A 24,238-nucleotide genomic window follows, 5' to 3' on the forward strand; every position below is an offset into this window, starting at 1 on the left:
ATTCGGGGGATCAGACGAAATGAAGATCAAACCGCAAAGTTCTGGAGCCGGACCGGCGCGCCATCGCGCCCTGCACGGCGCGATGGTGGCGGCAATTCTCTGCGCCGGCTGGTTCAACGTCTACAGCGCGGTCGCGCAGGTCGGCGCCGAGGCGGGGGCGCTGCTCAAGGGCGGCCCGGCGAGCGCGCCGGCGGCGATGGGCAAGGGACCGATGCAGATGACGATCAGCATGACGCCGGCGCCTGCAGCGGGGGCCGCGGCAGCCGCCGCGAACGGGCCGCTGCGCGGGCCGAACTGCGTCGGCGCGGTGCGCGAATCGACGTCCGTCAGCGTGCCGCTCGGCAAGTCGATGCTGGTGCCGATGCCGGAGCCCGTGCGCAACCGCACGATCGGCAACCCGGCCGTCGCGCAGGCGACGATGGTGTCGCCGCAGACGCTGTACATCCTCGGGCTGTCGGTCGGCACGACCAACATGATCGTGCAGGGCAAGAGCGGCGCGTGCCGGATCATCGACGTGGCGGTCGGCGCGGACGCGGGCGGCCTGCAGGCGTCGCTCGGGCAGCTGATGCCGGGCGAGCGCGACATCCACGTGTCGACCGCGGCCGACACGATCGTGCTCGCGGGCAACGTGTCGAGCGCGCAGGCCGCGCAGCAGGCGGCCGCGATCGCGAAGGCGTATGCGAACGCGGGCGGCGGCGGCGCCAACGGCGACAGCAAGGGCGGCGGCACCGTGCTCAACATGCTGACCGTGACCGCGCCGCAGCAGGTGATGCTCGAGGTGAAGGTCGCCGAGGTGTCGAAGACGCTGATCAACCAGCTCGGCTCGGCGTTCAACATCCAGGGCGGCTTCGGCTCGTGGAGCGGCGCGCTGGTGAGCAACCTGCTCGCTGGCGTCGCGAGCGGCATCGTCGCGAACAAGGCGAACAATCGGCCGTTCAGGGTCGCGGTTGACGCGCAGAACACCGACGACCTCGTCAAGATCCTCGCGGAGCCCAACCTCGTGACGATCAGCGGCCAGGAAGCGACGTTCCTCGCGGGCGGCAAGATCTTCATCCCGGTTCCGCAGAGCAATACCGGCGGCGGCACGACGATCACGCTGCAGGAAGAGGAGTTCGGCGTCGCGCTGCGGTTCCTGCCGACGGTGCTGTCGAACGGCAGCATCAGCCTGAAGGTCGCGCCGGAAGTGTCGGAGCTGTCGCAGACGGGCGTCACGCTCACCGCGACCAACGTCGCCGGCGCATCGATCCTGCCGCTGATCACGACGCGGCGCGCGTCGACGACCGTGCAGATGGCGGACGGTGAAACGTTCGCGATCGGCGGGCTGATCAAGAACAACGTGACGGGCGCGCTGAAGGCGGTGCCGGGCATCGGCGAAATCCCGGTGCTGGGGGCGCTGGCGCGCAGCACGTCGTTCCAGCAGGACCGCACCGAGCTGATCTTCATCGTCACGCCGCACCTCGTGAAGCCGCTGCAGACCGCCGACGTGCCGCTGCCGACCGACAGCTTCACCCGGACGAACGAAGCGGACGTGTTCGCGACCGGCAACATGGAAGGGCGCGGCGGGCTGCGCAAGCACGGCAGGGCGCCGGCGAGCGAGGCCGCTCCGGCGCAACCGCAGTCGCAGGCTCCTGCGCCGGTGCCGGCCCCGGCGCCCGCGCCGCAGTCGGACGAGCCCGCCGCCTCCGCCGCGCTGCCGGCGCCGCGCGCGCCGCACGCCGATCCGGCCGCGCAGCCGGCCGTGACGGCGCTGCCGGTGACGACGCAGGACGTGCCGGCCAAGCCGATCGCGTCGTCGTCGCCGGTGAAGGCCGTGCTGGCCAAGCAGTTCGCGGCAGCACCGTCGCCGGTGAAGGTCGAGCCGGCCAAGCCGGTCGTGGCAACGCCGGCCCCGGTGAAGGTCGAGCCGGTCAAGCCGGTCGCGGCAACGCCGGCCCCGGTGAAGACCGAACCGGCACCGGCCGCCGCCGCGGCACCGTCCACCGCCGACGCGACGGCGGCCCGCATCGCCCGCATCGAGGCGGCCGCGGCCCGCATCGCCGCGGCGACCCAGACGAGCGCGCCGAGCCCGGCCAATCGCCACCCGCAACAGGTTGCCGGCGCGAACGCCGCGCCGTCGTCCACCGATCGTTGAAGACAATCAAGGGGAAGCTCATGAAATCCGCCTACCTCGTAATCGTGCGCCGCGTGGCCCTGGCCGCGCCGCTCGCCGCCGCGCTCGCGGGCTGCATGTCGTCGACGCCGGTGTGGGACGGCCGCTTCGGCGAATCGGTGCGCACCGTGATGCAAGCGCAGATCATCGATCCGCGCGCCGCGGAGCACGCGCCGAAGCCGGCCGTGTCGGGCAGCGCCGCGGCGTCCGCGCTCGACAACTACGACAAGTCGTTCCAGACGATCGAGCCGAAATCGAACACGTTCGTGATCGGCATCAGCAAGTCCGCCAACCAGTAACGACAGTCCACCAGGGAGAGTGCCATGTCCCGCGTCGCTCAACATCCTCGAATCGCCGGTCGCGGCAAGCGGCGCCAGCGCGGCGCCGTCGCGGTCATCGTCGCCATCGCGCTGGCGGTGCTGATCGGGTTCGTCGGCCTCGCGCTGGACCTTGGCAAGCTGTACGTCACGCGCAGCGAGCTGCAGAACAGCGCCGATGCCTGCGCATTGGCTGCTGCGCGTGACCTGACGGGCGCCACGGTGAACCTGTCGGTTTCGGAGGCGGCCGGCATCACCGCCGGCCACCAGAATTTCGCGCTGTTCGAGCAGAACGCGGTGCAGCTGCTGACGGACTCGAACGTCACGTTCAGCGATGCGCTGACCAATCCGTTCCTGCCGAAGGGCTCGGTCGTGACGCCGTCTGCCGTCAAGTACGTGAAATGTACGACGGCGCAGAACAACATCGCGAACTGGTTCATCCAGGCGCTGAACGTGATCCCGGGCATCAACATCGCGAACGCGTCGGTGTCGGCGGCCGCGGTCGCGACCGTCGGGCCGGCGCAGACGACCTGCGCGATTCCCGTGTTCGTCTGCAAGGCGGGCACCAACGTGAGCCCGCCGGTGGCCGGCGCCACCTACAACATCGGCGACTGGCTTGAATCGAAGACGGGTTCGCCGCCGTCCTACGGCGCCGGCAACTTCGGCTGGGCGGCGCTCAACGGCTCGAACAGCGCGTCGGAGATCACCAGCGAACTGTCCGGCAACTACTGCAACCTGCCGGCGATCGGTTCGAGCGTCGGCTCGCCGGGGAACAAGATCTCGAGCGGCGATGCGTGGAATACGCGCTTCGGCATCTATCACAACCCGTTCAAGGGCCCGGCGAACGGCACGCCCGATTTCACCGGCTGGACCTACAACACGACCACGTGGCCGACGGGGAGGAACGCGTACCCGGACTTCGTGGTCCGCCGCCAGACATTCGCCAGCTACCAGGGCGACGTGACGACCGGCATCAGCACGGGAGGCTCGTATTCGGCGGCCAACTATCAGGTCGGCGCGGATCGCCGCATGGTGCTGGCACCCGAGGTCGACTGCACACAGCTGCTCAGCGGCCACAGCGCGCCGGTGCTGCAGTGGGACTGCATGCTGATGCTCGACCCGATGGCGTCGGGCGGCGCCGCCGGCGCGGTGCATCTCGAGTATCGCGGCTCGTCGTCGGTGGCCGGCAGCCCGTGCGCCACCGAAGGCGTGCCGGGCAACGCCGGTGCCGTCGGGCCGATGGTGCCGGTGCTCCTTCAATAGCCGAGGCGATCATGAACAAGAAGCCCCTGTCCCGTCGTTCCCGGATGCGCGGCGTCGCCGCGGTCGAGTTCGCGTTCGTGCTGATTCCGCTCGTGCTGCTCGTCACCGGCGTCGCGGAGTTCGGCCGCGCGATCTACCAGTACGAGGCGCTGACCAAGTCGACCCGCGACGCCGCGCGCTACCTGTCGACCTACCTGTCGAGCGATCCCGCCTATCCGGTCGCGGCGGCGCAGTGCCTCGCCGTCTACGGCAGCACGACCTGCGGCGCGACGGGCACCGAGATCGTGCCGGGGCTGTCGACGACCCAGGTGATCGTGTGCGATGCGTCGCACAGCTCAGGCTGCGGCGACGCCTCCGATCCGCCGCAGTTCGCGAACGTGGCGACCTACGACACCAACAACGGCGCGTCGAGCGGCACGCCGTCGGGGAGCATCAACCTGGTCGAGGTCAAGATCAAGGGCTACCAGTACGTGCCGATTCCCGCGTTCCCCGGCCTGCCGCAGATCACCTTCGGCAACATCGTCACCGTGATGAGGCAAGTGTCATGAAACCGCGCACCCGTTCCCCGCTGCGCCGCCGCAACGAGCGCGGCGCGACCGTCGTCGAATTCGCGCTGGTCGCGGCGATCTTCTGCACGCTGCTGATCGGCATCTGCGAGTTCGGCCGCGTGCTGTTCTACTGGAACACCGCGAGCGAGGCGATGCGCCTCGGCGCGCGCACCGCGACCGTGTGCGACGCGGACGCGACCGTCATCAAGCAGCGCATCACGACGCTGATGCCGCTGCTGAAGTCCGCGAACGTGTCGCTCAGCTATGCGCCGTCCGGCTGCGACTCCGACGCGGCGACCGCGCGCAGCACCTGCACGTTCGTCACGCTGAAGGTGACGAACATCACGATCAAGACGCTGATCCCGTTCCTGAAGGTCAACGTCGCCATGCCGCCCTTCACGACGACGCTTCCCCGCGAGAGCCTGATGTCGTCGACGGGCGGCACGGTCTGCAATTAATCGAACTGCCGAACTGGCGAGGGGAACAACATGATCAACATCCTCGTGGCTTCCGACGATACGGGGCGTCTGACGCAGATCGCGCGGCTCGTCGCCGACTGCGGCAACTATCGCGTGACGCGCGCGGCCGGCCGGCCTGCGCAGATCGAGCATCGCACCGACGGGCTCGACGCGTTCGACGTGCTGATGGTCGACGGTGCGTCGCTCGACGCGGCCGAGCTGGCCGCGATCGAACGGATGTGCCGGCTGCACATGAGCCTGACCTGCATGCTCGTGACCGCCGACGCGTCGCAGCACACGCTGCTCGACGCGATGCGCGCCGGCGTGCGCGACGTGCTGGCGTGGCCGCTCGAAGTCCATTCGCTCACCGACGCGCTGCAGCGCGCGGCCGCGCAGAGCACGCGGCGCGACAGCGGCGACACCCGGATCGTGTCGTTCATGTCGTGCAAGGGCGGCTCGGGCACGACGTTCGTCGCGAGCAACGTCGCGTACGAGATCGCCGAGACCTTCAAGCGCCGCGTGCTGCTGATCGACCTGAACCAGCAGTTCGGCGACGCGGCGTTCCTCGTCTCCGACGAGACGCCGCCGTCGACGCTGCCGCAGCTCTGCACGCAGCTCGAACGCCTGGACGGCGCGTTTCTCGACGCGAGCGTCGCGCGGGTCAGCGACACCTTCCACGTGCTGGCCGGCGCGGGCGACCCCGTCAAGGCGGCCGAGATGCGGGAGGATGCGCTCGAGTGGATCCTCGGCGTCGCCGCGCCGCGCTACGACTTCGTGATCTTCGACGTCGGCCTGAGCCTCAATCCTGTGTCGATGGTCGCGCTCGACCGCAGCGACCAGATCGAGCTCGTGCTGCTGCCGACGATGCCGCACGTGCGCGCGGGGCGCCGGCTGCAGGAAATCCTGATGTCGCTCGGCTATCCGCTCGACCGCCTGCGCCTGATCGTGAACCGCAACGCGCGCGCGAGCGAGCGCACGCGGTCCGCGCTCGAGGAAGTGCTCGGCATGCGCGCGACGGACGTGATTCCCGACGATCCCGCCACCGTGCTCGAATCGGTCAACCAGGGGCACCCGATTTCGCGCCTCGCGCGCAACTGCACGGTGGCCCGCGCGCTGCAGTGCTGTGCGAAGCAGCTCGTCGAGGGCGAGATGCGCGCGGGGCACGGCGCGCCACGCACTGAACCGCTGGTCGCCCGGCTGTTCGGCCGCGGCGCGGCGCCGAAGCTCAAGTCCATGTGAATTCATTCGAGGAGTCGACCATGTCACTGCGCGAACAGTTGTCCATGCAACGGGTGCCGCCGGTCGCGGCGCGCGCCGATCACGGCGGTCCCGGCGGCGCGATGGTGCGCGAGGCCTATCAGAAGCTGCGCCGCGAGATTCACGCCGCGGTGCTGGAGCGCGTCGAGCTCGAGCGCCTGTCGCGCATGCCGCAGGAGCAGGTCCGCCACGAGATCTCGATGCTGATCGCGCGCATCCTCGACGAGGACAAGCTGCCCGCGAACGACATCGAGCGTCGCCAGCTCGCGATCGACGTGTACGACGAGATGTTCGGCTTCGGTCCGCTCGAATCGCTGCTGCGCGACCCGAGCGTGTCGGACATCCTCGTCAACACGTACAAGCAGGTCTACGTCGAGCGGTACGGCCAGCTCGAATTGACCGACGTGACGTTCTACGACGACGCGCATCTGATGAAGGTGATCGAGAAGATCGTGTCGCGCGTCGGCCGTCGCATCGACGAGTCGAGCCCGATGGTCGACGCGCGCCTGCCGGACGGCTCGCGCGTCAACGCGATCATCCCGCCGTCGGCGATCGACGGGCCGCTGATGTCGATCCGGCGTTTCTCGGTGTGCCCGCTGAAGATGGACGACCTCATCCGCTTCCAGAGCCTCACCCCGCCGATGGCGGAGCTGCTCGACGCGCTGTCGCGCGCGAAGGTGAACGTGCTGGTGTCGGGCGGCACCGGCAGCGGCAAGACGACGCTGCTCAACATCCTGTCCGGCTTCATTCCGCCGAACGAGCGGATCGTCACGATCGAGGACGCGGCCGAACTCCAGCTCCAGCAGCCGCACGTGCTGCGCCTCGAGACGCGTCCGCCGAACATCGAGGGCAAGGGCGAGATCACGCAGCGCACGCTGGTGCGCAACGCGCTGCGGATGCGTCCGGACCGCATCATCCTCGGCGAAGTGCGCGGCGCGGAGGCGCTCGATATGCTGAACGCGATGAACACCGGCCACGAAGGCTCGCTCGCGACGATCCACGCGAATACGCCGCGCGACGCGCTGACGCGCCTCGAGAACATGATCAGCATTGCCGGCCTGTCGCTGCCGCCGAAGACGATGCGCCAGCAGATCGCGTCGGCGATCTCGGTCGTCGTGCAGGCGGCGCGCCTGACCGACGGCAAGCGCAAGATCGTCAGCATCTCCGAGCTGACCGGGATGGAGGGCGACATCATCAACATGCAGGAGATCTTCACGTTCAGGCGCACGGGCGTGGACAAGGACGGCACGGTGCGCGGGCACTTCACCGCGACCGGCGTGCGGCCGAAGTTCGCGGAACGCCTGCAGGCGTTCGGCATCAACCTGCCGGACGCGCTCTACGACCCGGCGCGCCATTTCGAGGCGAACTGACGGCGCGGCCGGCGCGCGCCGGCCGCGCTCCGAAGACGAGGAACGACCATGGATCCGATCTTCTACGCGTTTGTGATTCTCCTGTTCGTCGCGGTGGTGCTGGCGTTCGAGGGGCTCTACCAGTGGTGGAACGCCCGGCACGGCGTCGCGGCGAAGCGCATCGAGGCGCGCATCCGCGCGATGTCCGCCGGCGGGCAGGTGCAGAAGGAGCGGCTGTCGATCCTGAAGGAGCGCATGCTCAACGACGCGAAGCCGTTCGACCGCCTGCTGATGGCGATGCCGCGGGTGCACGCGCTCGACCTGCTGCTGCAGCAGTCCGGCATGAGCTGGTCGGTCGCGAAGCTGGTCGGCATGAGCCTCGCGCTGCCGCCGCTCGCGCTGGCGGCGCTCAGCTTCACGACGCTGCCGTTCCCGGTGGCGGTGCTGGCCGCGCTGCCGACCGGCGTGCTGCCGATGCTGTTCGTGATGCGCAACCGCGCGCGCCGGATGCGCAAGCTCGAGCGCCAGCTTCCCGACGTGTGCGACATGATCGCGCGGGCGTTGCGCTCCGGCCACGCATTCACGAGCGCGATCGGGATGGTCAGCGACGAGTTTTCCGAGCCGATGGGCAGCGAGTTCCGCATCACGTTCGACGAGATCAACTACGGCGTGTCGCTGCACGACGCGCTGATGAATCTCGCGAACCGGGTGCCGGTGCACGACCTGCGCTACTTCGTGATCGCGGTGCTGATCCAGCGCGAGACCGGCGGCAACCTGGCCGAGCTGCTCGACGGCATCGCCGCGCTGATCCGCGAGCGCTTCAAGCTGTTCGACAAGATTCGCGTGCTGTCCGCGGAAGGGCGCATGTCGGCGTGGGTGCTGGGGCTGCTGCCGTTCGCCGCCGCCGGCGCGATGATGCTGCTGAACCCGGAATTCCTGGCGGTGCTCTGGCAGGACCCGGCCGGGATCAAGCTGGTCGTCTCCACGCTGGTGTCGATGGCGTTCGGCGTGCTGTGGATGCGCCGGATCATCCGGATCCGTGTCTGACGCGCGGCGCGCGCGACGTGGCCGGATGCTTCACGCTCTGATCGAGGAGTTGTCATGCAAAACCTGAACCTGATGCAAATCCTGATGCTCGGCGGGCTGTTCGCGGCGGTGTTCGCGGGCGCGCTGGTGGCGCTGCTCGTGTTCGTGCCGCGCAACATGCAGCGCCGCGTGCAGCAGGCGGGCGGCGGCGCCGTGACGCTCGGCGACGGCAGCTCGACGGGCGGCGGCTCGTCCGAATGGATCGCGAAGTTCGCCGAAATGTCGAAGCCGATCTCGAAGCTGTCGGTGCCGAAGGAGGGCTGGGAGGACTCGCCGCTGCGGATCCGGCTGATGAACGCCGGCTGGCGCACGCCGAACGCCGCGAGCGTGTACTTCGGCGCGAAGACGCTGCTCGCGATCGCGCTGCCGGCCATGCTGCTGCCGGCGCTGATCACCACCAGGCTCGCGGAGAGCCGCTACACGCTGTCGATGATCCTCGTGCTGTTCGGCGCGATCGGCTATTACCTGCCGAACGTCGTGCTGGCGCGCAGGATCGCGTCGCGCCAGCGCGCGATCTTCGAGGATTTCCCGGACGCGCTCGACCTGCTGACCGTATGCGTCGAAGCGGGCCTCAGCCTCGATGCGGCGCTGCTGAAGGTGTGCGAGGAACTGCAGTTCCGCAGCCCGGTCGTCGCGAGCGAGCTCGACCTGATGCTGCTCGAAATGCGTTCGGGCTTCACGAAGCAAGCCGCGCTGCGCAATCTCGCGCTGCGCACCGGCGTCGAGGACATCGAATCGTTCTGCGCGATGCTGATCCAGGCCGACCGCTTCGGCACGAGCATCGGCGATTCGCTGCGCGTGCTGTCCGACATGCTGCGCACGCGGCGGCGCATGCGCGCGGAGGAGCGCGCCGCGAAGATCGCGCTGAAGCTGCTGTTCCCGCTGATCTTCTGCATCTTTCCGGCCCTGCTGACGGTGCTGCTCGGGCCGGCGTTCATCCACATCTACCGGATCCTGCTGCCGACCTTTGCGTCGATGAACGGCGGCTGAGAATTCCGGACGACGGGCGCCGCCGGATCACGGCGGCGGGGAGGGGAGGCGGCCGGCTTGTCCGGCCGCGTCTTTTTGGTTTCACGATGATCGACCAGGTACTTCGGGCAGGTACGTGTCCTCATTGCTAGTGACTTGCATCTTGAATGTTGCCTGTGTAACATGACTTGCATCTTGAAAGTAAGTGCCCGGGAGAAGGGACATCAGATGAAGCGTACCGATCTAAGCGCATGGGCATGCCCGATTGCTCGCAGCGTGAGCCGTGTTGGAGAGTGGTGGAGCATCCTCATCCTGCGGGATGCGATGTATGGGCTGACCCGCTTCGACGAATTTGAAGAGAGCCTTGGCATCGCACCCAACATGCTCACCCGCCGGCTGACCGATTTGGTTGCTGCCGGATTGCTGGAGCGTGTTCAGTACAGCACCAAGCCTCCCCGGTACGAGTACGTTTTGACCGAACTCGGCTGGTCGTTCCGCCCGGTCATGCTGGCACTCACGGAATGGGGAAGCGAACGGCTGTCTCCGCAGGGACGTACGGTCCAACTGCTCGACAAGGCATCGGGGCGGGCTGCGCGCATTGGAGTCGTGGACCTGGAAACAGGACAGCTGATTACGCGAGACAGCCATGTAGTCGTGCCCGGCCCTGCTGCGGACGCGATCATCCAGGAGCGTTTTGCACGAGTAAGGACGAAGCATGCGGCGACCGAGCGAGCGTGAAGCGGGTGCCGCCAGTCATGCTTGCGTTAGGGAGAGTGCGCTCATGGCTTCGCGACTGACGGCAAAGCGCTCGCCGCATATGTGATTGAGACTGATGAATATGAAAAGAATTGTTGTAACGGGCATGGGTATCGTCTCCCCCCTTGGATGCGGGCTGGAGCACGTGTGGCGCAGGTTGCTTGACGGCGATTCCGGCATCGTTTCCCTGCCGCCCGAAATCGTTGACGGCATACCTGCGAAGGTCGGCGGCCTGGTTCCCGAGCGCGCGGAGACTTGCCCGGCTGGATTCGATCCGAATTTGGCCGCCGATCCCAAGGATCGGAAGAAAATGGATCGCTTCATCCTGCTTGCCCTTGCGGCGGCAAGGGAGGCGCTGGAGCAGGCAAAGTGGTCGCCCGAAGATGAGAGCGGGCAGACGAGGACGGCGACTATCGTCGCGTCGGGCATTGGTGGATTTGGAGCGATTGCCGACGCGGTTCGAACCAACGAAAGCAAGGGGCCTCGCCGTCTTTCTCCCTTTACCATTCCCAGCTTCCTGGCAAACATGGCCGCCGGAAATATTGCGATTCGCCACGGCTTCAAGGGGCCGATCGGTGCTCCGGTCACAGCTTGCGCGGCCAGCGTTCAGGCAATTGGCGACGCCGCACGTTTGATCCGGGCGGGGGAAGCAGACATTGCACTGTGCGGCGGGGCCGAAGCATGTATTGACAGGGTCAGCGTAGGTGCCTTCGCGGCCGCAAGGGCGCTTTCCACAGGCTTTGCCGAAAACCCGGAGGAATCTTCTCGCCCATTCGATCAGGCGCGTGACGGATTTGTAATTGGCGAAGGAGCCGGGTTGCTGGTCATCGAGGAACTGGAACATGCATTGGGTCGCGGTGCGACACCGATCGTTGAGTTGGTCGGTTACGGGACCAGTTCGGATGCTTACCATATGACCTCGACGCCAGCCGACGGGAACGGCGCGCGTAGAGCGATGGAATTGGCGCTCAGGCAGGCGGGAATTGCCCCGGGCGATGTTCAGCATCTGAACGCGCATGCTACGTCCACTCAACTTGGCGACAGCAGCGAGCTGAACGCCATCAAGGCAGTGTTCGGAGGCACCGCGGGCCCAGCGGTCTCGGCTACGAAATCAGCCACAGGGCATTTGCTGGGTGCAGCAGGCGGAATCGAAGCCATTTTTACGGCGCTGGCGATACGAGACCAGGTCGCGCCCGCCACGCGGAACCTGCAAACACCGGACGAAGGCGCCGCCGGTGTCGATATCGTGTGCAGGTCCCCCCGGCAAATGGAAATCGAATATGCGATTTCCAACGGATTCGGGTTCGGCGGTGTGAATGCAAGTGTGCTGTTCCGCCGTTTTGAATGACTGAGCGGCGGCCTTCGATTCGCTCGCGGCCGGGCCGGCCTCGACGGCGGCCCAGCCAGCCGATCCGGCCGCCGTGCAGAACCGGCAAGACCAGAAAGAGGCGTTCCTGAAAAACGGCTCTACGGAAACCGGCAACGCGGGCAATCTGGCGTTGCCGGCGTCGCCTTATCCGGGGATGGCGGGAACGATGATCGCCGGGGCGCCCGTGACGTCGCGTCAGCCGCCGTAGATGTCGAAATCGAAGTACTTCGACGCGAGCCGCCTGTAGGTGCCGTCCTTGACCATGTCGAGGATCGCGCGGTCGATCTTCGCCTTCAGGTCCGCGTCCTCCTTGCGCAGGCCGATGCCCGCGCCGACGCCCAGCACCTTCTCGTCGACGAGCTCCGGCCCGACGAACTGGTAGCCGGCGCCGCGCGGCGACTTCAGGAAGCCGATCGCGGCCTGCACCTCGTCCTGCAGCGCGGCGTCGAGGCGGCCGGCCAGCAGGTCCGCATAGACGCCGTCCTGGTTCTGGTACGACACGACGTTCGCCCCTTGCTTCGCCCAGTACGCCTTCGCGTACGCTTCCTGCGTCGTGCCCTGTTCGACGCCGACCGACTTGCCCTTCAGCGCTTCGGCGCTCGGCACGAGCGGCGAGCCCTTCTTCACGACGAGACGCGTCGGCTGGTTGTAGATCTTCGTCGTGAACGCGATCTGCTCCGCGCGCTGCGCGGTGATCGACATCGACGACAGCACCGCGTCGAACTTTTTCGCCTTCAGCGCCGGGATCATTCCGTCGAAATCGTTCTCGAGCCACACGCACTTCGCCTTCAGGCGCGCGCAGATCTCGTTGCCGAGATCGATGTCGAAGCCGACGAGCTTGCCGTCGGGCGCCTTCGACTCGAACGGCGCGTAGCTCGCGTCGGTGCCGAAGCGCAGCGTGGTCCAGTCCTTCGCGGCGGCGGGGCCTGCCGATACCGCGAGCAGGGCGATCGAAACGGCGGCAATCAGTCTCTTCATGGTGCGTTCCTTGGCGTGGTCGGTCCTTCCGGGGCGCACGGGAGACATCCGCGCTGTCCCGTGCCGCTATTAGCGCAGAAAATAAAATGAGACTCCAGAATGGACAAAAAATATCGTTTCGGCGCGAGCAAGCGCCGAAGGCCGGGTGCCGACCCTTGCACAAATACGAAAATGGACTAATCTTGTTAGTGAATTCGTTTTGAGACTAACGCTCATGTCCCGGCCCGCTCACGTTCCGCATCCCGTCCCGCCGCAGGCTTCGGTCGCCCAGATGTCGGCGGCCGGCCTGCGCGCGTTCTTCAACATCGCGCGCGACTGGGCGTTGACGATCGACGAGCAGATCGTGCTGCTCGGCTCGCCCGGCCGGTCGACGTTCTTCAAGTGGAAGGCGGCGCCGGAATCGGCGCGCCTGCCGCGCGACACGCTCGAACGGTTGTCGCTGCTGCTCGGCATCTACAAGGCGCTGCAAATCCTGCTGCCGCAACCGGCGGCCGCCGACGCGTGGATCAAGCGCCCGAACGACGCCGCGCCGTTCGGCGGCAAGCGCGCGCTGGACCGCATGCTGGCGGGCAACGTCGGCGATCTCGTCGCGGTGCGCCAGTATCTCGACGCGATGCGGGGCGGATGGGCGTGAACACTCCCGACGCGTTGATGAACTGGCCGACGACGGCCCTCGACTGGACGCCCGCCTATCGCGTCATTCCCACCCGCTTTCCGGCGATTAACCTGTTCGACCGCGTCGCGTCGGCGGACGATTTCGACGCGCTCTACGCGCTCGAATCGCTGACCAACGACCGCATCCGCAACGAGGTCGGCACGCTCGACCTGGTGCCGCCCGACGAGCGCCGCTACGGGCTCGGCTGGGGGCCGATCATGGCCGCGTTCACCCACCTGAATCCGCAGGGCAGCCGCTTCTCGGACGGCCGCTACGGCGTGTTCTACTGCGCGCGGTCGCGCGACACGGCGATCGCCGAGACCCGCTATCACAGCGGGCTGTTCCTGGCCGCGACGAAGGAGCCGCCGATGCGCCAGCAGATGCGGCTGTACACGGTGGTCGCGCAAGGCGTCGTGGCCGACGTGCGCACGTGGCCGCGGCGCGATCCGGCGCTGCTGCATCCGCGCAACTACGCGGCGGGGCAGGCGCTCGGCCGCGCGGTGCGCGACGCGGGCGGCGCGGGGGTCGTCTATCCGTCAGTGCGCGATCCGCTCGGCGAATGCCTGGCGGCGTTCCGCACCACGATCCTGCGCGACTGCCACCACGCGGCCTATCTCGAATACAACTGGAACGGCGCGGCGATCGATGCGGTGTACGAATTGAGCCAGGTCGGGTAGCACTGGCCGGCAGGGCGGGCGCTGCCGCGCGTCACGGCAACGGCCACTGCTCCGCGCGCCTTTCGCGCGCTTGCGCCTGCGTCACCGACCAGCTGCTCCCGGTGCGCGGCTCGACGAGCGTGAGCCGTCCGGCCGGCGCGAACGCGCCCGTGTCGATGAACCACTGCGCGCCGATCCGCAGCGGCGCGCGCACCGGCGTATGGCCGCTGCACGTGAGCGACAGTCCGTGCTGCAGGCCGGGGTCGGCGAGCCCCTGGACGAGATCGCGGCCCCAGATCAGCCGCTCGCGCACGTCGGGCGCGTAGTCGCCCGTATCGAGATCGGCGTCGTCGCCGAAGAATTCCGCATGCAGCACGTTGAAGCGCTCCGGCCCGTCGCCGACCACGCGCACGAGCGGCAGCGCGTCGACGCGCGCCGCATGTTCGCGCAGCCGCTCCGGCGGCAGGTCCGCGCCCCAGTCGCCGCCGATGCCGCGCCACGCGTCGGGCGCCAGCTTGCCGCGCGCGACGAGGCTCAGCACTTCCTCGTGATTGCCGCGCACCACGTGGCACCACGGGCGATCGAGCAGGTCGAGCGCGGCTTCCGATTCGGGGCCGCGGTCGACGAGGTCGCCGACGCAGAACAGGCGGTCGCGGGCCGGATCGAAGCGGATCTCGTGCAGCAGCGCGCGCAGCGCATCGAGGCAGCCGTGAAGGTCGCCGACCACGAAATCGCGGCCGACGGTATTCGCCGGATGGCGGCAGAGGGCAGGGGCGGCAGTCATCCTCATATCTTAGGCGCTTGCGATCATCGCCACGACCTGTCGGAATGGCGATAATCGGGGCGGTACCAGCCGGGACGCCCCGGGCTGACCGACGCCTTTCATTCCCTTTCGGAAACGCACTATGACCCTTTATCCGCAGGTGTTACGCAACCGGCCGCGCCTGGTGGCGGCGTTCGCCGCGGGCTTGCTGTGCGCGCTGCTGCTGCCGCTTCCGCTGCGCCCGACCGTGCGCGCGCTGATCGGCTGGGATGTCGCGGTGTGGCTGTATCTCGCGCTGATGTGGGTGCGCATGGTGACAGCGCACCATCACCAGGTGCGCGAGATCGCGATCCGCGAGGACGAGAACGCGACCACCGTGCTGACGATCATCTGTTTCGCGACCGTCGCGAGCGTCGCGGCGATCGCGATCGAACTCGCGACGGCCAAGGGCGTGGGCTTTCGCGCGGGGCTCGGCCATTACGCGGTGACGGCGGCGACATTGTTCGGCGCGTGGTTCCTGATCCCGACGATCTTCACGCTGCATTACGCGCGGCTGTACTACGCGTCGCCGGCCAGCGAGCGTGCGCTCCGCTTCCCGGACACGAAGCTCGAACCCGACTACTGGGACTTCCTGTATTTCTCGTTCACGATCGCGGTTGCGTCGCAGACTGCCGACGTGGCGCTCGGCAGCCGCCCGGCGCGGCGCGCGGTGCTGTCGCAGTCGATTCTTTCGTTCTACTTCAACATGGCGGTGCTGGGCCTGTCGATCAACGTCGCGGCCGGGCTGCTGGGCTGAGCCGCGTAGCGCGCCGCGCCCGGCGCTCCGCCGGGGTCGATACGCATTTAATAATGTCCGGCGGCGCGCGTCGCCACCGGAAAAAGCAGCGCATACTCACTTTCTCCCTCCCGCTTGGCAACCCGCATGCCAGTCCCACTGCGCCGCCGCGACGGCGCAGCCGTGCAGCCCGGCATGCACGAGGAGCGCATGATGTCAGATTGTCCGCACGATCCGTATGCGCATCACTACATTCACTGTCTGTCGTCCGGCGCGCAGCCGTGCGGCGCGATCGGCGCGTCGCCGCGCACGCATTTCCGCGTGTGGGCGCCCGGTTGCGCGCAGGTCCAGCTCGAACTCGACACCGGCAGCGGCATGACGCTAGTGCCGATGACGCCGGCCGGCCCCAACTGGTTCGAGGTTTTCGCCGACTGCGGCGCGGGCGCGCGCTACCGCTATCGCCTCGACGACGCGGTCTCGATTCCCGATCCCGCGTCCCGCTCGCAGCCCGAAGGGCTGAACGGCCCGAGCGAGGTCGTCGATCCGCGCACGTTCACGTGGCGGCACACGTTCTGGCGCGGCCGCCCGTGGGAAGACATCGCGCTGTACGCGATCCAGCCGCACGCGGCCGGCGGGTTCGACGGCGTGCGCCGCCGGCTGCCGCAGCTCGCGCATCTGGGCGTGACCGCGCTCGAACTGCTCGCGTCGCCGCACGACAGCCTGCCGTTCGCGCCGCTCGCGATCGATGGCGGCCCCGACGCACTGAAGGCGCTGATCGACGACGCGCACGGCTACGGTCTCGCGGTGCTGCTCGAACTCGATTACGCGCGGTTCGGCAGCGGCACGGACGCGTTGCGCCATTACGCCGCGCCGTTCTTCCATTCCCGCGATGATCCTTTGCAGGCGCCGCCGCTCGCGCTCGACCATCCGGAAGTGTGCGATTTCTTCTGCGACAACGCGCTGTACTGGCTCGACGAATACCGCTGCGACGGCCTGCGGCTGCGCGAGGCGGACCGCATCGGCATCACGTGGCTGCGCGAGATCGCGGACCGCGTGCGCGCCGCGATGCCGGCCGACCGGCTGATTCACCTGGTGCTCGGCAGCGAGCGGCATCCGGCGCATCTTGCCGACACGCATTTCGACGCGCAATGGAACGGCTGCGGCGAACGCGCGCTGCACCGGCTGACGGGCCGCGACGCGTCCGGGCATGAAGGGATCTCGTCGCATCAGTCGATCCACACGCTCGCGCGGGCGCTGACGGCCGCCGGCGCCGCGTTCCAGCCGGCGGCGCCGAGCGACGGCGGACCGGCGGATACGGCACTGCCGCTGACGTCGCTCGTGCTGTCGGACGGCGCGTGGCGCGACAGCGGGCAGGATCGCGAAGTGGGCCTCGCCGCGCTCGCGCTGTCGCTGCTGACGCCGCAGATTCCGCTGATCTTCGACGAAACCGCGCGCGATCTCGAACGCGCGCATTTCGTGCAGTCGGCGCTCGCGGTGCGCGCGAAGCTGATCGCGCCGCGCCTGGCCGATTGCCGGCCGCAGGATGCGCACCCGCTGCGCACGGGCAGCACCGGCGAGGCCGATGCGCTGCTCGCGTCGTGGCGGCTCGCCGACGGCGAGACGCTCAGCATTGCGTTGAACCTGTCGCCGGAGGCGGTGCCGTTCGACGCGCCGGCGGGGATGGTGGTGTTCGAGACGCCGGGCCGCGCGCGCGACCGGGTCGACGCGGGCGAGCTGCCGCCGTATTCGCTCGTCGCGTGGCTGACGGGCGACGTCAACCAGTATGCGCTGACGCACGACGCGCGCCGGATCGACGACGGCGCGTGGCGCGGGATGCTTGCCTGAGTGTTGGAGTACCGCCGCGCGCGAACCCGCTACCAGAAGCCGCGGATGCCCGCGATGCCGTGCGCGCCGCGGCGGCGCGCGTCGGCGAGTTGGTCGCGGGTCATCCCGCCCAGCGCGTAGACGGGCACCGCGACCTGCGCGGCCCATTCCGCGAAGCGGGCCCAGCCGAGCGTCGGCGCGCCGGGATGGCTGAGCGTCGGCAGCACCGGCGACAGCGTGACGAAGTCCACGCCGATGCGCTCGGCGCGCTTCAGGTCGTCGAGCGTATGGCATGCGGCGGACACGAGCCGCGCGGGCGGCAGCGGCCGCCGTGCGGCCGCGCGCAGCGCGGCGCCGTCGAGGTGCCGGCCGGCGCCGCCGAGTTGCGCCAGCGTTTGCGCATCGATCCTGCCGTTGAGCACCAGCCGCGCGCCGCTCGGTTCGCAGCGCGCCAGCGCGTCGGCCGCGAGCCGCGCGAACGCCGCCGCGTCGAACGACTTCACGCGCAGTTGCACCAGCGTCTCGCCGCGCGCGAGCACGGCCGACAGCCGGTCGAGGAACGCGCGGCAGTCCGCATCCGACGCGGAGGCCGGCTCCGGCGTGATCACGCAGCAGGGCGGCAGCGGCCTGCTCATCGCGCGACGCGCCGGCGGCCGGAGCGGCGGGCGCGCGCCGTCATTCGTCGGCTTCCTTCGCGACCTTCGGATACACGCGCACGAGCACGATGCGCGGCCCGTTCATCTTCTTCACGACGACGTCGAAGCGGTCGAACGACACCCGCTGGCCTTCGCTCGGCAGGTCGCTCAGCGCCTGGATCACGAGGCCGCCGACGGATTCCGCGCGCCCCTCGTCGATGTCGATGCCGAGCGCCTGCTCGAGCGACACGACGGGCAGGCTGCCCTTGCCCATCAGCGTGCCGTCGTCGAGGCGGGCCCAGTCCGAGTCGCCCTGGCGGAACTCGTCGTGGATCTGGCCGACGAGCGCGCCGAGCAGGTTGTCGAGCGTCAGGTAGCCGATCGGCTTCTCGCCCTTCTTGCCGACCAGCGCGAAATGCGGCGCGCCTTTGCGGAAGCGGCGGAACAGCTCCAGCGCCGGCGTGTCCGGCTTCACGTACTGCACCGGTCGCACGTAGTCGGACAGGTCGTCGAGCGCCGCGCCCGCGTGGCGCGCGAGCAGCAGGTCCTTCAGGTGGATCAGCCCGCTCACCTGTTCGCGCGACGCGTCCTCGAACAGCGGATAGCGGCTGAACCGGTGCCGCGCGACGATTTCCATGTTGCCAGGCAGCGGGATGTCGCGGCGCAGGCCGATCATCTCGTGGGCCGGCCGCATCAGGTCGGACACGGTCATCGACGAGAAGTCGAGCGAATGCGCGAGCGTGTTCCACTCGTCATTGCTGTACGCGCCGCGGGCCGGCTGCGAAGGGTTGTTGTCGGCGGCGCTGCGGCGACTGCGCAGGATCAGCTTCAGCTCGTCGGTCGAGTAGTGCGCGTCGCCGCCGTGGTCGGCCGACAGGCCCGCGAGCTTCAGCACCGCGTTCGCGCTGGTGTTGAGCACCCAGATCGCCGGGTACATCGCCCAGTAGAACGCATAGAGCGGCAGCGCGACCCACAGGCCGACCTTTTCGGCCTGGCGGATCGCCATCGATTTCGGCGCGAGCTCGCCGACGACGATGTGCAGGAACGAGATCAGCGAGAACGCGAACACCAGCGAGATCACGTGCACGAGCTGCTCCGAGTGCACGCCGATCAGGTCGAGCAGCGGGCCGATCAGCGCTGCGAACGCGGGCTCGCCGATCCAGCCGAGGCCGAGCGATGCGAGCGTGATGCCGAGCTGGCACGCGGAGAGGTACGCATCGAGACGGCCGTGCACGACGCCGAGGATGCGGCCGCGCAGGCCGTGCTTGCGGGCAAGTGTCTTGACGCGTGTCGCGCGCAGCTTGACGAGGCCGAATTCGGCCGCGACGAAAAAGCCGTTGAGGGCTACCAGGAACAACGCGCCGATCAGCGCGAAGATCTGAACCAAGGATTCGCTCCGGAAATGTCAGGCCCGTCAGTATAGGGCCGGAAAGGCAAACGTAATATTGGGCGGGTGTCGCTGCAGGCTTACACGGGCGCCTCGCACGGGAGGTCGAGCGCGAGGGTTACCGCCGCGCCGTCGGCGAACCGGTCGTGCGTGAACGTGCCGCCGTGCGCGAGCGCGACGCGCTGCGCGAGCGCAAGCACCCATGCGACGCGTTTCGCATCGCGTTCGCGCAGCATCTCGCGGCGCGCGAAGGTCTCGAACACGTGCGGGCGGGCCGGATCGGCGAGCGCCGCGGCATCCACGCCGCAGGCCACGCGTGCGACGAGCCGTGCGCCGTCGCGCGCGCACGAGAACGCCACGCGGCCGCCGGCGGCGCTGACCTCGACGGCGGCGACCAGCATGGTCCAGAGCGCCTGCGCGAGTCGTTCGCGGTCGGCGGTGAGCGACGGCGCGCCGTCGGGCGTCGTCGCGTCGAGCGTCACCTGACGCGCGTCGGCGAGCGCGAAGCGGGCCAGCGCGAGCACGTCGTCGAGCAGCGGGCGCAGCGCGAACGGCTGCGGCGCGAGCGCGAGCGTGCGCGTCTCTGCGCGCGGCGCGTCGAGCGCGTCGTCGATCAGCTTCACCTGCTGGTCGATGCCGGTGCGGATGCCGGCGAGCGCGCGCTGCAGAGCAGGATCGGCGTTGGCGAGTTGGCGCTCCAGCACATACGCCCAGCTGTGCATCGCGTTGAGCGGGCTGCGCAGGTCGTGCGACGCGGTCGACAGCGCCTGGTCGCGGAGGAACAGCGCCGCCTGCGCGGCATAGTGCGCTGCGCGTTCGCGCAGCAGGTCGGCGGGGTCGGGCGTCAAGGGGCGGGCCTGTCGGAAGCGGTTGGACGTGAATCGGGAAGTGAAGCGGCAACTGCCATTATAGGGATCGGGCGTGTCACGCCGGCACCGCGTCCTCGTCCTTTTTCTCCACGTCGCCGCGCGGCAGCAGCTGGCACGCGAGCAGGCCGGCGAGCATCAGCGCGCAGCCGACGAGCGCGCGCAGCGTCAGCGTTTCGCCGAGCGCCGCCCAGCCCGCGATCGCGGCGAACACGCCTTCCATGCTGAAGATCACCGCCGCATGAGCGGGCGCCGCGTCGCGCTGGGCCACCACCTGCAGTGTGTAGCCGACGCCGACCGACAGCAGGCCGCCGTACAGCAGCGTCGGCAGCGCGCCGCGCAGCATCGCGCCGTTGAGCGGCTCGACGGCGAGGCCGACCGCGAGGCACAGTACGCCGCAGGTCGCGAACTGCAGGAACGCGAGCACGAGTGGATCGTGGCGTCGCGCGAGGTGGCCGACCGCCATCACGTGCGCGGCGATGATGACCGCGCCGGCCAGCTGGAACCAGTCGCCGTACAGGATCGAGAAGTGCTCGTCGATGCTCAGGAAATACAGCCCGATCGCCGCGAGCAGCGCGCCGAACCACGTGCCGGCGCCGATCCGGTGGCGCGCGAACACGCCCATCAGCGGCACGAGCACGACGTACAGCGAGCTGATGAAGCCGGCGTTCGCGATCCGCGTGTATTGCAGGCCGATCTGCTGCAGCGAGATCGACGTGGCGAGCAGCGCGCCCAGCGCGAGGCCGGGCAGCAGCAGTGCGGGCGCACGGCGGATCGCCGCGAGGTGCGTGCGCGACGCCGCGTTGAGCGCCAGCAGCGGCACGAGCACCAGCGCACCGAGCAGGAACCGCAGCCCCGTGAACAGGAACGGCCCGATCACGTCGAGGCTCAGCCGCTGGGCGACGAAGGCCGATCCCCAGATCGCGGCGGCGCCGAGCATCAGCAGGTTGGCGCGGAGATGTTGGCGTGCGGTGGGCGTCATGACGAAATGTAAGCCGGAGGACTGACGAAACCCGTCAGTTTACGCCGAGATTGCAAGGCTGTCGGCAAATCGCCGCAGCGCGGCCGCCGAGCGGGCGTCGCGCACGCGCGCATAGAGCACGACCTGCGAATGCGGCAGCGGCGGCAGCCCGAATTTCGCGCCGACGTCGACCAGCGTACGCGGCGCGACGCGGCGCGCCAGCGGGCAGACCGCGAGCCCCGCGGCGGCGGCCGCCGCGACCGCCGCGACGCCGCCGCCCGTGAAGCGTTCGCGCCACGGCCGCCCCGCGCGGTCGAGCGCGCGCAGCGCGGCGGCCCGCACCCCGCACGGGCCGGCCAGCACCGCGAGCGGCAGCGGCTCGCCCGCGCGCGGCGCCCAGTCCGGGGCCGCGAGCCATGCGAGCGGCTCGGTGAACAGCAGCGTGCCGTCGTCGCGCGGCGGGTCCTCGCCGGGCTCGTGGCGCACGATCGCGGCGTCGAGGCGGCGCTCGTCGTACAGCGCGAGCAGGCTGGCGGACATGCCGAGATGCATCTCGAGCGACAGTCCCGGGTCCTGCCGGTGCAGGGACGTGAGCACGGCCGGCAGGTCCGGCACCGCGACGTGCTCGCTGACGCCGAGCGACAGGCGGCGCGTGCCGGCCGCGATCGCGCCGAGCGCGTCGTCGTGCGCATCCAGCAGCGCGCGGGCCGCGGGCAGGAAGGTCTCGCCGTCGGCCGCCAGCTTCACGACCCGCGGCGTGCGCTCGAGCAGCGGCTTGCCGAGATGGGCTTCAAGCCGCTTCAGCTTGAGGCTGACGGCCGATTGCGTGGTGCCGAGCGCGTCGGCCGCGCGCGTGAAGCTCGCGAGGTCGGCAACCAGCACGAACGCCCGCACCGCATCCAGGTCGAGGACTTTCATTTCAAATGAAAATGAATGAAATATGTATTGATGACTGTTCATTATAGTTCGGTGTCTTTAACCTGACGTGGCGTTTCCATCCCTCAACGTCACCGACAGGAGAACCACCATGCCATTCACCCGTATCGCATTGCGCGAAGGCAAGCCGGCCGAATACCGCGCGGCGCTCGTCGACGGCGTGCACCGCGCGCTGATGCGCACCTTCAACGTGCCCGAGGACGACATCTTCATGGTCGTGACCGAGCATGCGAACGAGAACTTCGTGTTCGGCCGCCATTACCTCGACATCGAGCGCAGCGACGATCTCGTGATGATCCAGATCACCGCGAACAACACGCGCACGCTCGAGCAGAAGCAGGCGCTGTACCGGACGATCGCCGACAACCTCGCGCAGCGGCCCGGCGTGCGGCCGCAGGACGTATTCATCAGCCTTGTCGAGGTGCTGAAGGAGGACTGGTCGTTCGGCAACGGCATCGCGCAATACGTCGTCTGACGCACGGCAAGCGGCCGGCCGAGCCCTGCTCGCGTGCGGTTTGGTGACGTGTACTATGGAGACTGCATCACGATCGACGCCGGCTCAGGGGAGACGCCGGCGATTCAACATGAGCGGGAGCCTCCATGTCGCGGGTGCTGGAAGTCGTGTTGTGCATGTCGTTGGAAGGTTGGCCGGCCGCATCGACGGGCCGGGCCCGGAGCGCGCAGCGCGACTTCGGCGCCGAGCTTGGCCGTGCCTGGCGGATCTGTCCGCAGGTCAGGATGAAGCGCGGCCATGAGCGCGTGACGATCGAGCCGTGCGAGGCCGTCGAGGCCGAGCCGAGCCCCGGCGAGAGCTGGTGGAACTGGGTCGAATCGACCGCGCGGGAGCGGCGCGTCATCGCGGCGCGCACGCGGACCCTCGCACCCGGCGTGACGCTGCGCGACGTGTTCGACACGGAACACGCGGGCATCGTCGTTGCGGCGCCGCAGCCGGCGGCGCCTGCGCCGGACGGTCCGTCCGATTCGAACCCGTCGCCCGATGCCGACGAGGCCGAGGCGGCGGACGTGGCCATTGCCGTCGCGAGCGAAACCCCCGCGCAGGCCGACGTCGCGGCCGCGCGCGTGCGGCTCGTCAGCACGCGGCGGCGTGGGCGGTGGGCCGACGACGGCGGCGTGGCGGTCGAGATGACGCTCGACGACGTCGAGATCCATGGCGTCGACGCGTCGCCCCGACGGTACTGCGAACTGCGTCTCGTCGCGCCCGACTGGGAAACGCCGGACGCACGCGCCGCCGCGCTGCACGCGCTGTTTGCCGCCGCGCGCGAGCTGAGCGGCGCGTGGCCCGCGTTCGTCCAGCTGACGAGCGTGATCGACCGCGCGTGCGCGGGTGCGCTGGCCGAGGCCGCGCCGGTGAAGGCGCGGCTCGTCGACTTGAGTGGGGTCCGCACGCAGCGCGCGGCGCTGTTCGCGCTGTCCGGCGACATCGCCGCGCAGTGGCTCGGCAACGAAGGCGGCGTGCTCGACCACGAGGATCCCGAGTTCGTTCACCAGATGCGCGTCGCGCTGCGCCGCCTGCGCACGCTGATGCGCTTCTTCCCGCGTTATGCGAACGAAGGCTGGAAGGACGCGTTCGGGGCGGACCTGCGCTGGCTCGCCGCGCTGCTCGGCACGGTGCGCGACTGGGACGTGTTCTCGACGGAAACCCTGCCCGCGCTGATCGCGGCCGACGGCGACAGCGCCGAATGGACGGGCACCCTCGACGCGGCGCGTGCGCAGTGCGCGGCGGCGCGCGTCGAGCTGCGCCAGGGGCTGCATTCGGCGCGGTACGCGCGGCTCACGCTCGGCTGGCTCGAATGGCTGAGCGCGTTCGTGCTGCCGCCCGCCGACGGCGACGATGCGCCGTCATTGAAGCGGCACGTGACCAAGCGCGTGCGCAGGCTGTTCGGCCACCTGTACGGCGCGCCGCCGCTCGCGACGCTCGACGCTGCTGCGCGCCACCAGATACGGATCGACGCGAAGCGGCTGCGCTACGCGCTGGAATTCTTCTCGTCGCTGGCCTCGCGCCGCACGCGCACCGAGACGGTCAAGACGCTCGCGCGCGTGCAGGGCGTATTGGGCGAGGCGAACGACACGGTGGTCGCGCTGCATCGTCTCGAGCAACTCGCGGCGCCGCCGTATCAGACCGGCTTCGTGCGCGGCTACGGCGCGGCGCTCGAACGGCGCGCGGTACAGGACGCCGAAGCGCTGCTCGCCAGCCTGCGTCCGCCGAAGCTCGGCGGCAAGGCGGTGGCCGGGCGCGGGCGCTGACTATAATGGCGGCCCG

The 24,238-nt window shown here is 69.1% G+C and carries 24 protein-coding genes and 1 pseudogene; 18 read left to right on the forward strand and 7 right to left on the reverse strand.

Annotation, left to right across the window (positions count from 1 at the left end; all coding sequences use genetic code 11):
* Positions 1-19: 19 nt before the first annotated feature.
* The 12 genes and pseudogenes from KY49_RS26160 to KY49_RS36300 all read left to right on the forward strand — a co-directional run.
* Positions 20-2,131: a type II and III secretion system protein family protein gene (locus KY49_RS26160; RefSeq protein ID WP_042587339.1), complete on the forward strand. Its 2,112-nt coding sequence runs from the start codon at positions 20-22 to the stop codon at positions 2,129-2,131.
* Positions 2,132-2,151: 20 nt separating this feature from the next.
* Positions 2,152-2,448, forward strand: coding sequence for a hypothetical protein (locus KY49_RS26165; protein ID WP_042587340.1), 297 nt, complete (start codon positions 2,152-2,154; stop codon positions 2,446-2,448).
* Positions 2,449-2,472: 24 nt separating this feature from the next.
* Entirely contained in the window at positions 2,473-3,729 is a 1,257-nt protein-coding gene (locus KY49_RS26170) for a pilus assembly protein TadG-related protein (RefSeq protein ID WP_042587341.1), read from the forward strand.
* Between the two features lie 44 nt (positions 3,730-3,773).
* The gene (locus KY49_RS26175) at positions 3,774-4,277 is read left to right on the forward strand and encodes a TadE/TadG family type IV pilus assembly protein (RefSeq protein WP_042587342.1); all 504 of its coding nucleotides are present in this window, start codon (positions 3,774-3,776) and stop codon (positions 4,275-4,277) included.
* Positions 4,274-4,735 (forward strand): TadE/TadG family type IV pilus assembly protein, encoded by a 462-nt coding sequence (locus tag KY49_RS26180; RefSeq protein WP_042587343.1) that lies wholly within the window; start codon positions 4,274-4,276, stop codon positions 4,733-4,735. Before KY49_RS26175 ends, KY49_RS26180 begins: the two co-directional genes overlap by 4 nt.
* Before the next feature lie 30 nt (positions 4,736-4,765).
* Entirely contained in the window at positions 4,766-5,974 is a 1,209-nt protein-coding gene (locus tag KY49_RS26185; RefSeq protein WP_042587344.1) for an AAA family ATPase, read from the forward strand.
* Between the two features lie 20 nt (positions 5,975-5,994).
* Positions 5,995-7,362, forward strand: a complete 1,368-nt coding sequence (locus tag KY49_RS26190; RefSeq protein WP_042587345.1) for a CpaF family protein — start codon at positions 5,995-5,997, stop codon at positions 7,360-7,362.
* 48 nt (positions 7,363-7,410) lie between these two features.
* Positions 7,411-8,388 (forward strand): type II secretion system F family protein, encoded by a 978-nt coding sequence (locus KY49_RS26195; protein WP_042587346.1) that lies wholly within the window; start codon positions 7,411-7,413, stop codon positions 8,386-8,388.
* Positions 8,389-8,442: 54 nt separating this feature from the next.
* Complete coding sequence (locus KY49_RS26200) at positions 8,443-9,417, forward strand: type II secretion system F family protein (RefSeq protein WP_042587347.1); 975 nt, start codon at positions 8,443-8,445, stop codon at positions 9,415-9,417.
* A gap of 207 nt (positions 9,418-9,624) precedes the next feature.
* A complete protein-coding gene (locus tag KY49_RS26205) occupies positions 9,625-10,134 on the forward strand; it encodes a winged helix-turn-helix transcriptional regulator (protein WP_042588747.1) in 510 nt (169 codons plus the stop codon).
* 94 nt (positions 10,135-10,228) lie between these two features.
* Positions 10,229-11,500 (forward strand): beta-ketoacyl-ACP synthase II, encoded by a 1,272-nt coding sequence (fabF, locus tag KY49_RS26210; protein ID WP_042587348.1) that lies wholly within the window; start codon positions 10,229-10,231, stop codon positions 11,498-11,500.
* Between the two features lie 7 nt (positions 11,501-11,507).
* Positions 11,508-11,711 (forward strand): annotated as a pseudogene (locus tag KY49_RS36300) (TrbI/VirB10 family protein); the annotation flags it as partial.
* Between the two features lie 5 nt (positions 11,712-11,716).
* Here KY49_RS36300 and KY49_RS26215 read toward each other — a convergent pair.
* Positions 11,717-12,499 (reverse strand): ABC transporter substrate-binding protein, encoded by a 783-nt coding sequence (locus KY49_RS26215; protein WP_042587349.1) that lies wholly within the window; start codon positions 12,497-12,499, stop codon positions 11,717-11,719.
* A gap of 214 nt (positions 12,500-12,713) precedes the next feature.
* Between KY49_RS26215 and KY49_RS26220 the strand changes: the two genes are divergently transcribed.
* The gene (locus tag KY49_RS26220) at positions 12,714-13,133 is read left to right on the forward strand and encodes an MbcA/ParS/Xre antitoxin family protein (protein ID WP_063805121.1); all 420 of its coding nucleotides are present in this window, start codon (positions 12,714-12,716) and stop codon (positions 13,131-13,133) included.
* Positions 13,124-13,831, forward strand: a complete 708-nt coding sequence (locus tag KY49_RS26225) for an RES family NAD+ phosphorylase (RefSeq protein ID WP_042587351.1) — start codon at positions 13,124-13,126, stop codon at positions 13,829-13,831. The genes KY49_RS26220 and KY49_RS26225 overlap by 10 nt, the downstream gene beginning before the upstream one ends.
* A 31-nt stretch (positions 13,832-13,862) precedes the next feature.
* On the opposite strand, the gene KY49_RS26230 is transcribed toward KY49_RS26225, so the two are convergent.
* Positions 13,863-14,594: a metallophosphoesterase gene (locus KY49_RS26230; protein ID WP_042587352.1), complete on the reverse strand. Its 732-nt coding sequence runs from the start codon at positions 14,592-14,594 to the stop codon at positions 13,863-13,865.
* Positions 14,595-14,715: 121 nt separating this feature from the next.
* Here KY49_RS26230 and KY49_RS26235 point away from each other — a divergent pair, with 121 nt between their 5' ends.
* Together KY49_RS26235 and KY49_RS26240 are read left to right on the forward strand one after the other, a co-directional pair.
* Positions 14,716-15,369 carry a DUF1345 domain-containing protein gene (locus tag KY49_RS26235; RefSeq protein ID WP_042587353.1) on the forward strand — a complete coding sequence of 218 codons (654 nt, stop codon included), beginning with the start codon at positions 14,716-14,718 and terminating at the stop codon, positions 15,367-15,369.
* A 192-nt stretch (positions 15,370-15,561) separates the two neighbouring features.
* Complete coding sequence (locus tag KY49_RS26240; protein WP_042588748.1) at positions 15,562-17,193, forward strand: DUF3459 domain-containing protein; 1,632 nt, start codon at positions 15,562-15,564, stop codon at positions 17,191-17,193.
* Between the two features lie 29 nt (positions 17,194-17,222).
* Here KY49_RS26240 and KY49_RS26245 read toward each other — a convergent pair whose 3' ends face one another.
* The 5 genes from KY49_RS26245 to KY49_RS26265 all read right to left on the reverse strand — a co-directional run bounded on the left by KY49_RS26245 (position 17,223) and on the right by KY49_RS26265 (position 21,939).
* Positions 17,223-17,807 (reverse strand): thiamine phosphate synthase, encoded by a 585-nt coding sequence (locus KY49_RS26245; protein ID WP_042587354.1) that lies wholly within the window; start codon positions 17,805-17,807, stop codon positions 17,223-17,225.
* Positions 17,808-17,847: 40 nt separating this feature from the next.
* Positions 17,848-19,194: a hemolysin family protein gene (locus KY49_RS26250; RefSeq protein WP_042587355.1), complete on the reverse strand. Its 1,347-nt coding sequence runs from the start codon at positions 19,192-19,194 to the stop codon at positions 17,848-17,850.
* 80 nt (positions 19,195-19,274) lie between these two features.
* Positions 19,275-20,042 carry a sensor histidine kinase gene (locus tag KY49_RS26255; RefSeq protein WP_042587356.1) on the reverse strand — a complete coding sequence of 256 codons (768 nt, stop codon included), beginning with the start codon at positions 20,040-20,042 and terminating at the stop codon, positions 19,275-19,277.
* Between the two features lie 76 nt (positions 20,043-20,118).
* Positions 20,119-21,042, reverse strand: coding sequence for a DMT family transporter (locus KY49_RS26260; RefSeq protein ID WP_042587357.1), 924 nt, complete (start codon positions 21,040-21,042; stop codon positions 20,119-20,121).
* Positions 21,043-21,081: 39 nt separating this feature from the next.
* Positions 21,082-21,939, reverse strand: a complete 858-nt coding sequence (locus KY49_RS26265) for a LysR family transcriptional regulator (RefSeq protein ID WP_042587358.1) — start codon at positions 21,937-21,939, stop codon at positions 21,082-21,084.
* A gap of 109 nt (positions 21,940-22,048) precedes the next feature.
* On the opposite strand from KY49_RS26265, the gene KY49_RS26270 reads away from it, so the two are divergent.
* Together KY49_RS26270 and KY49_RS26275 are read left to right on the forward strand one after the other, a co-directional pair.
* Positions 22,049-22,432 carry a tautomerase family protein gene (locus KY49_RS26270; RefSeq protein WP_042587359.1) on the forward strand — a complete coding sequence of 128 codons (384 nt, stop codon included), beginning with the start codon at positions 22,049-22,051 and terminating at the stop codon, positions 22,430-22,432.
* A 125-nt stretch (positions 22,433-22,557) separates the two neighbouring features.
* Positions 22,558-24,222 (forward strand): CHAD domain-containing protein, encoded by a 1,665-nt coding sequence (locus KY49_RS26275; protein ID WP_042587360.1) that lies wholly within the window; start codon positions 22,558-22,560, stop codon positions 24,220-24,222.
* Positions 24,223-24,238: the final 16 nt, after the last annotated feature.

The sequence above is a fragment of the Burkholderia sp. MSHR3999 genome (assembly GCF_000833595.1).
Classification (GTDB): domain Bacteria; phylum Pseudomonadota; class Gammaproteobacteria; order Burkholderiales; family Burkholderiaceae; genus Burkholderia; species Burkholderia ubonensis.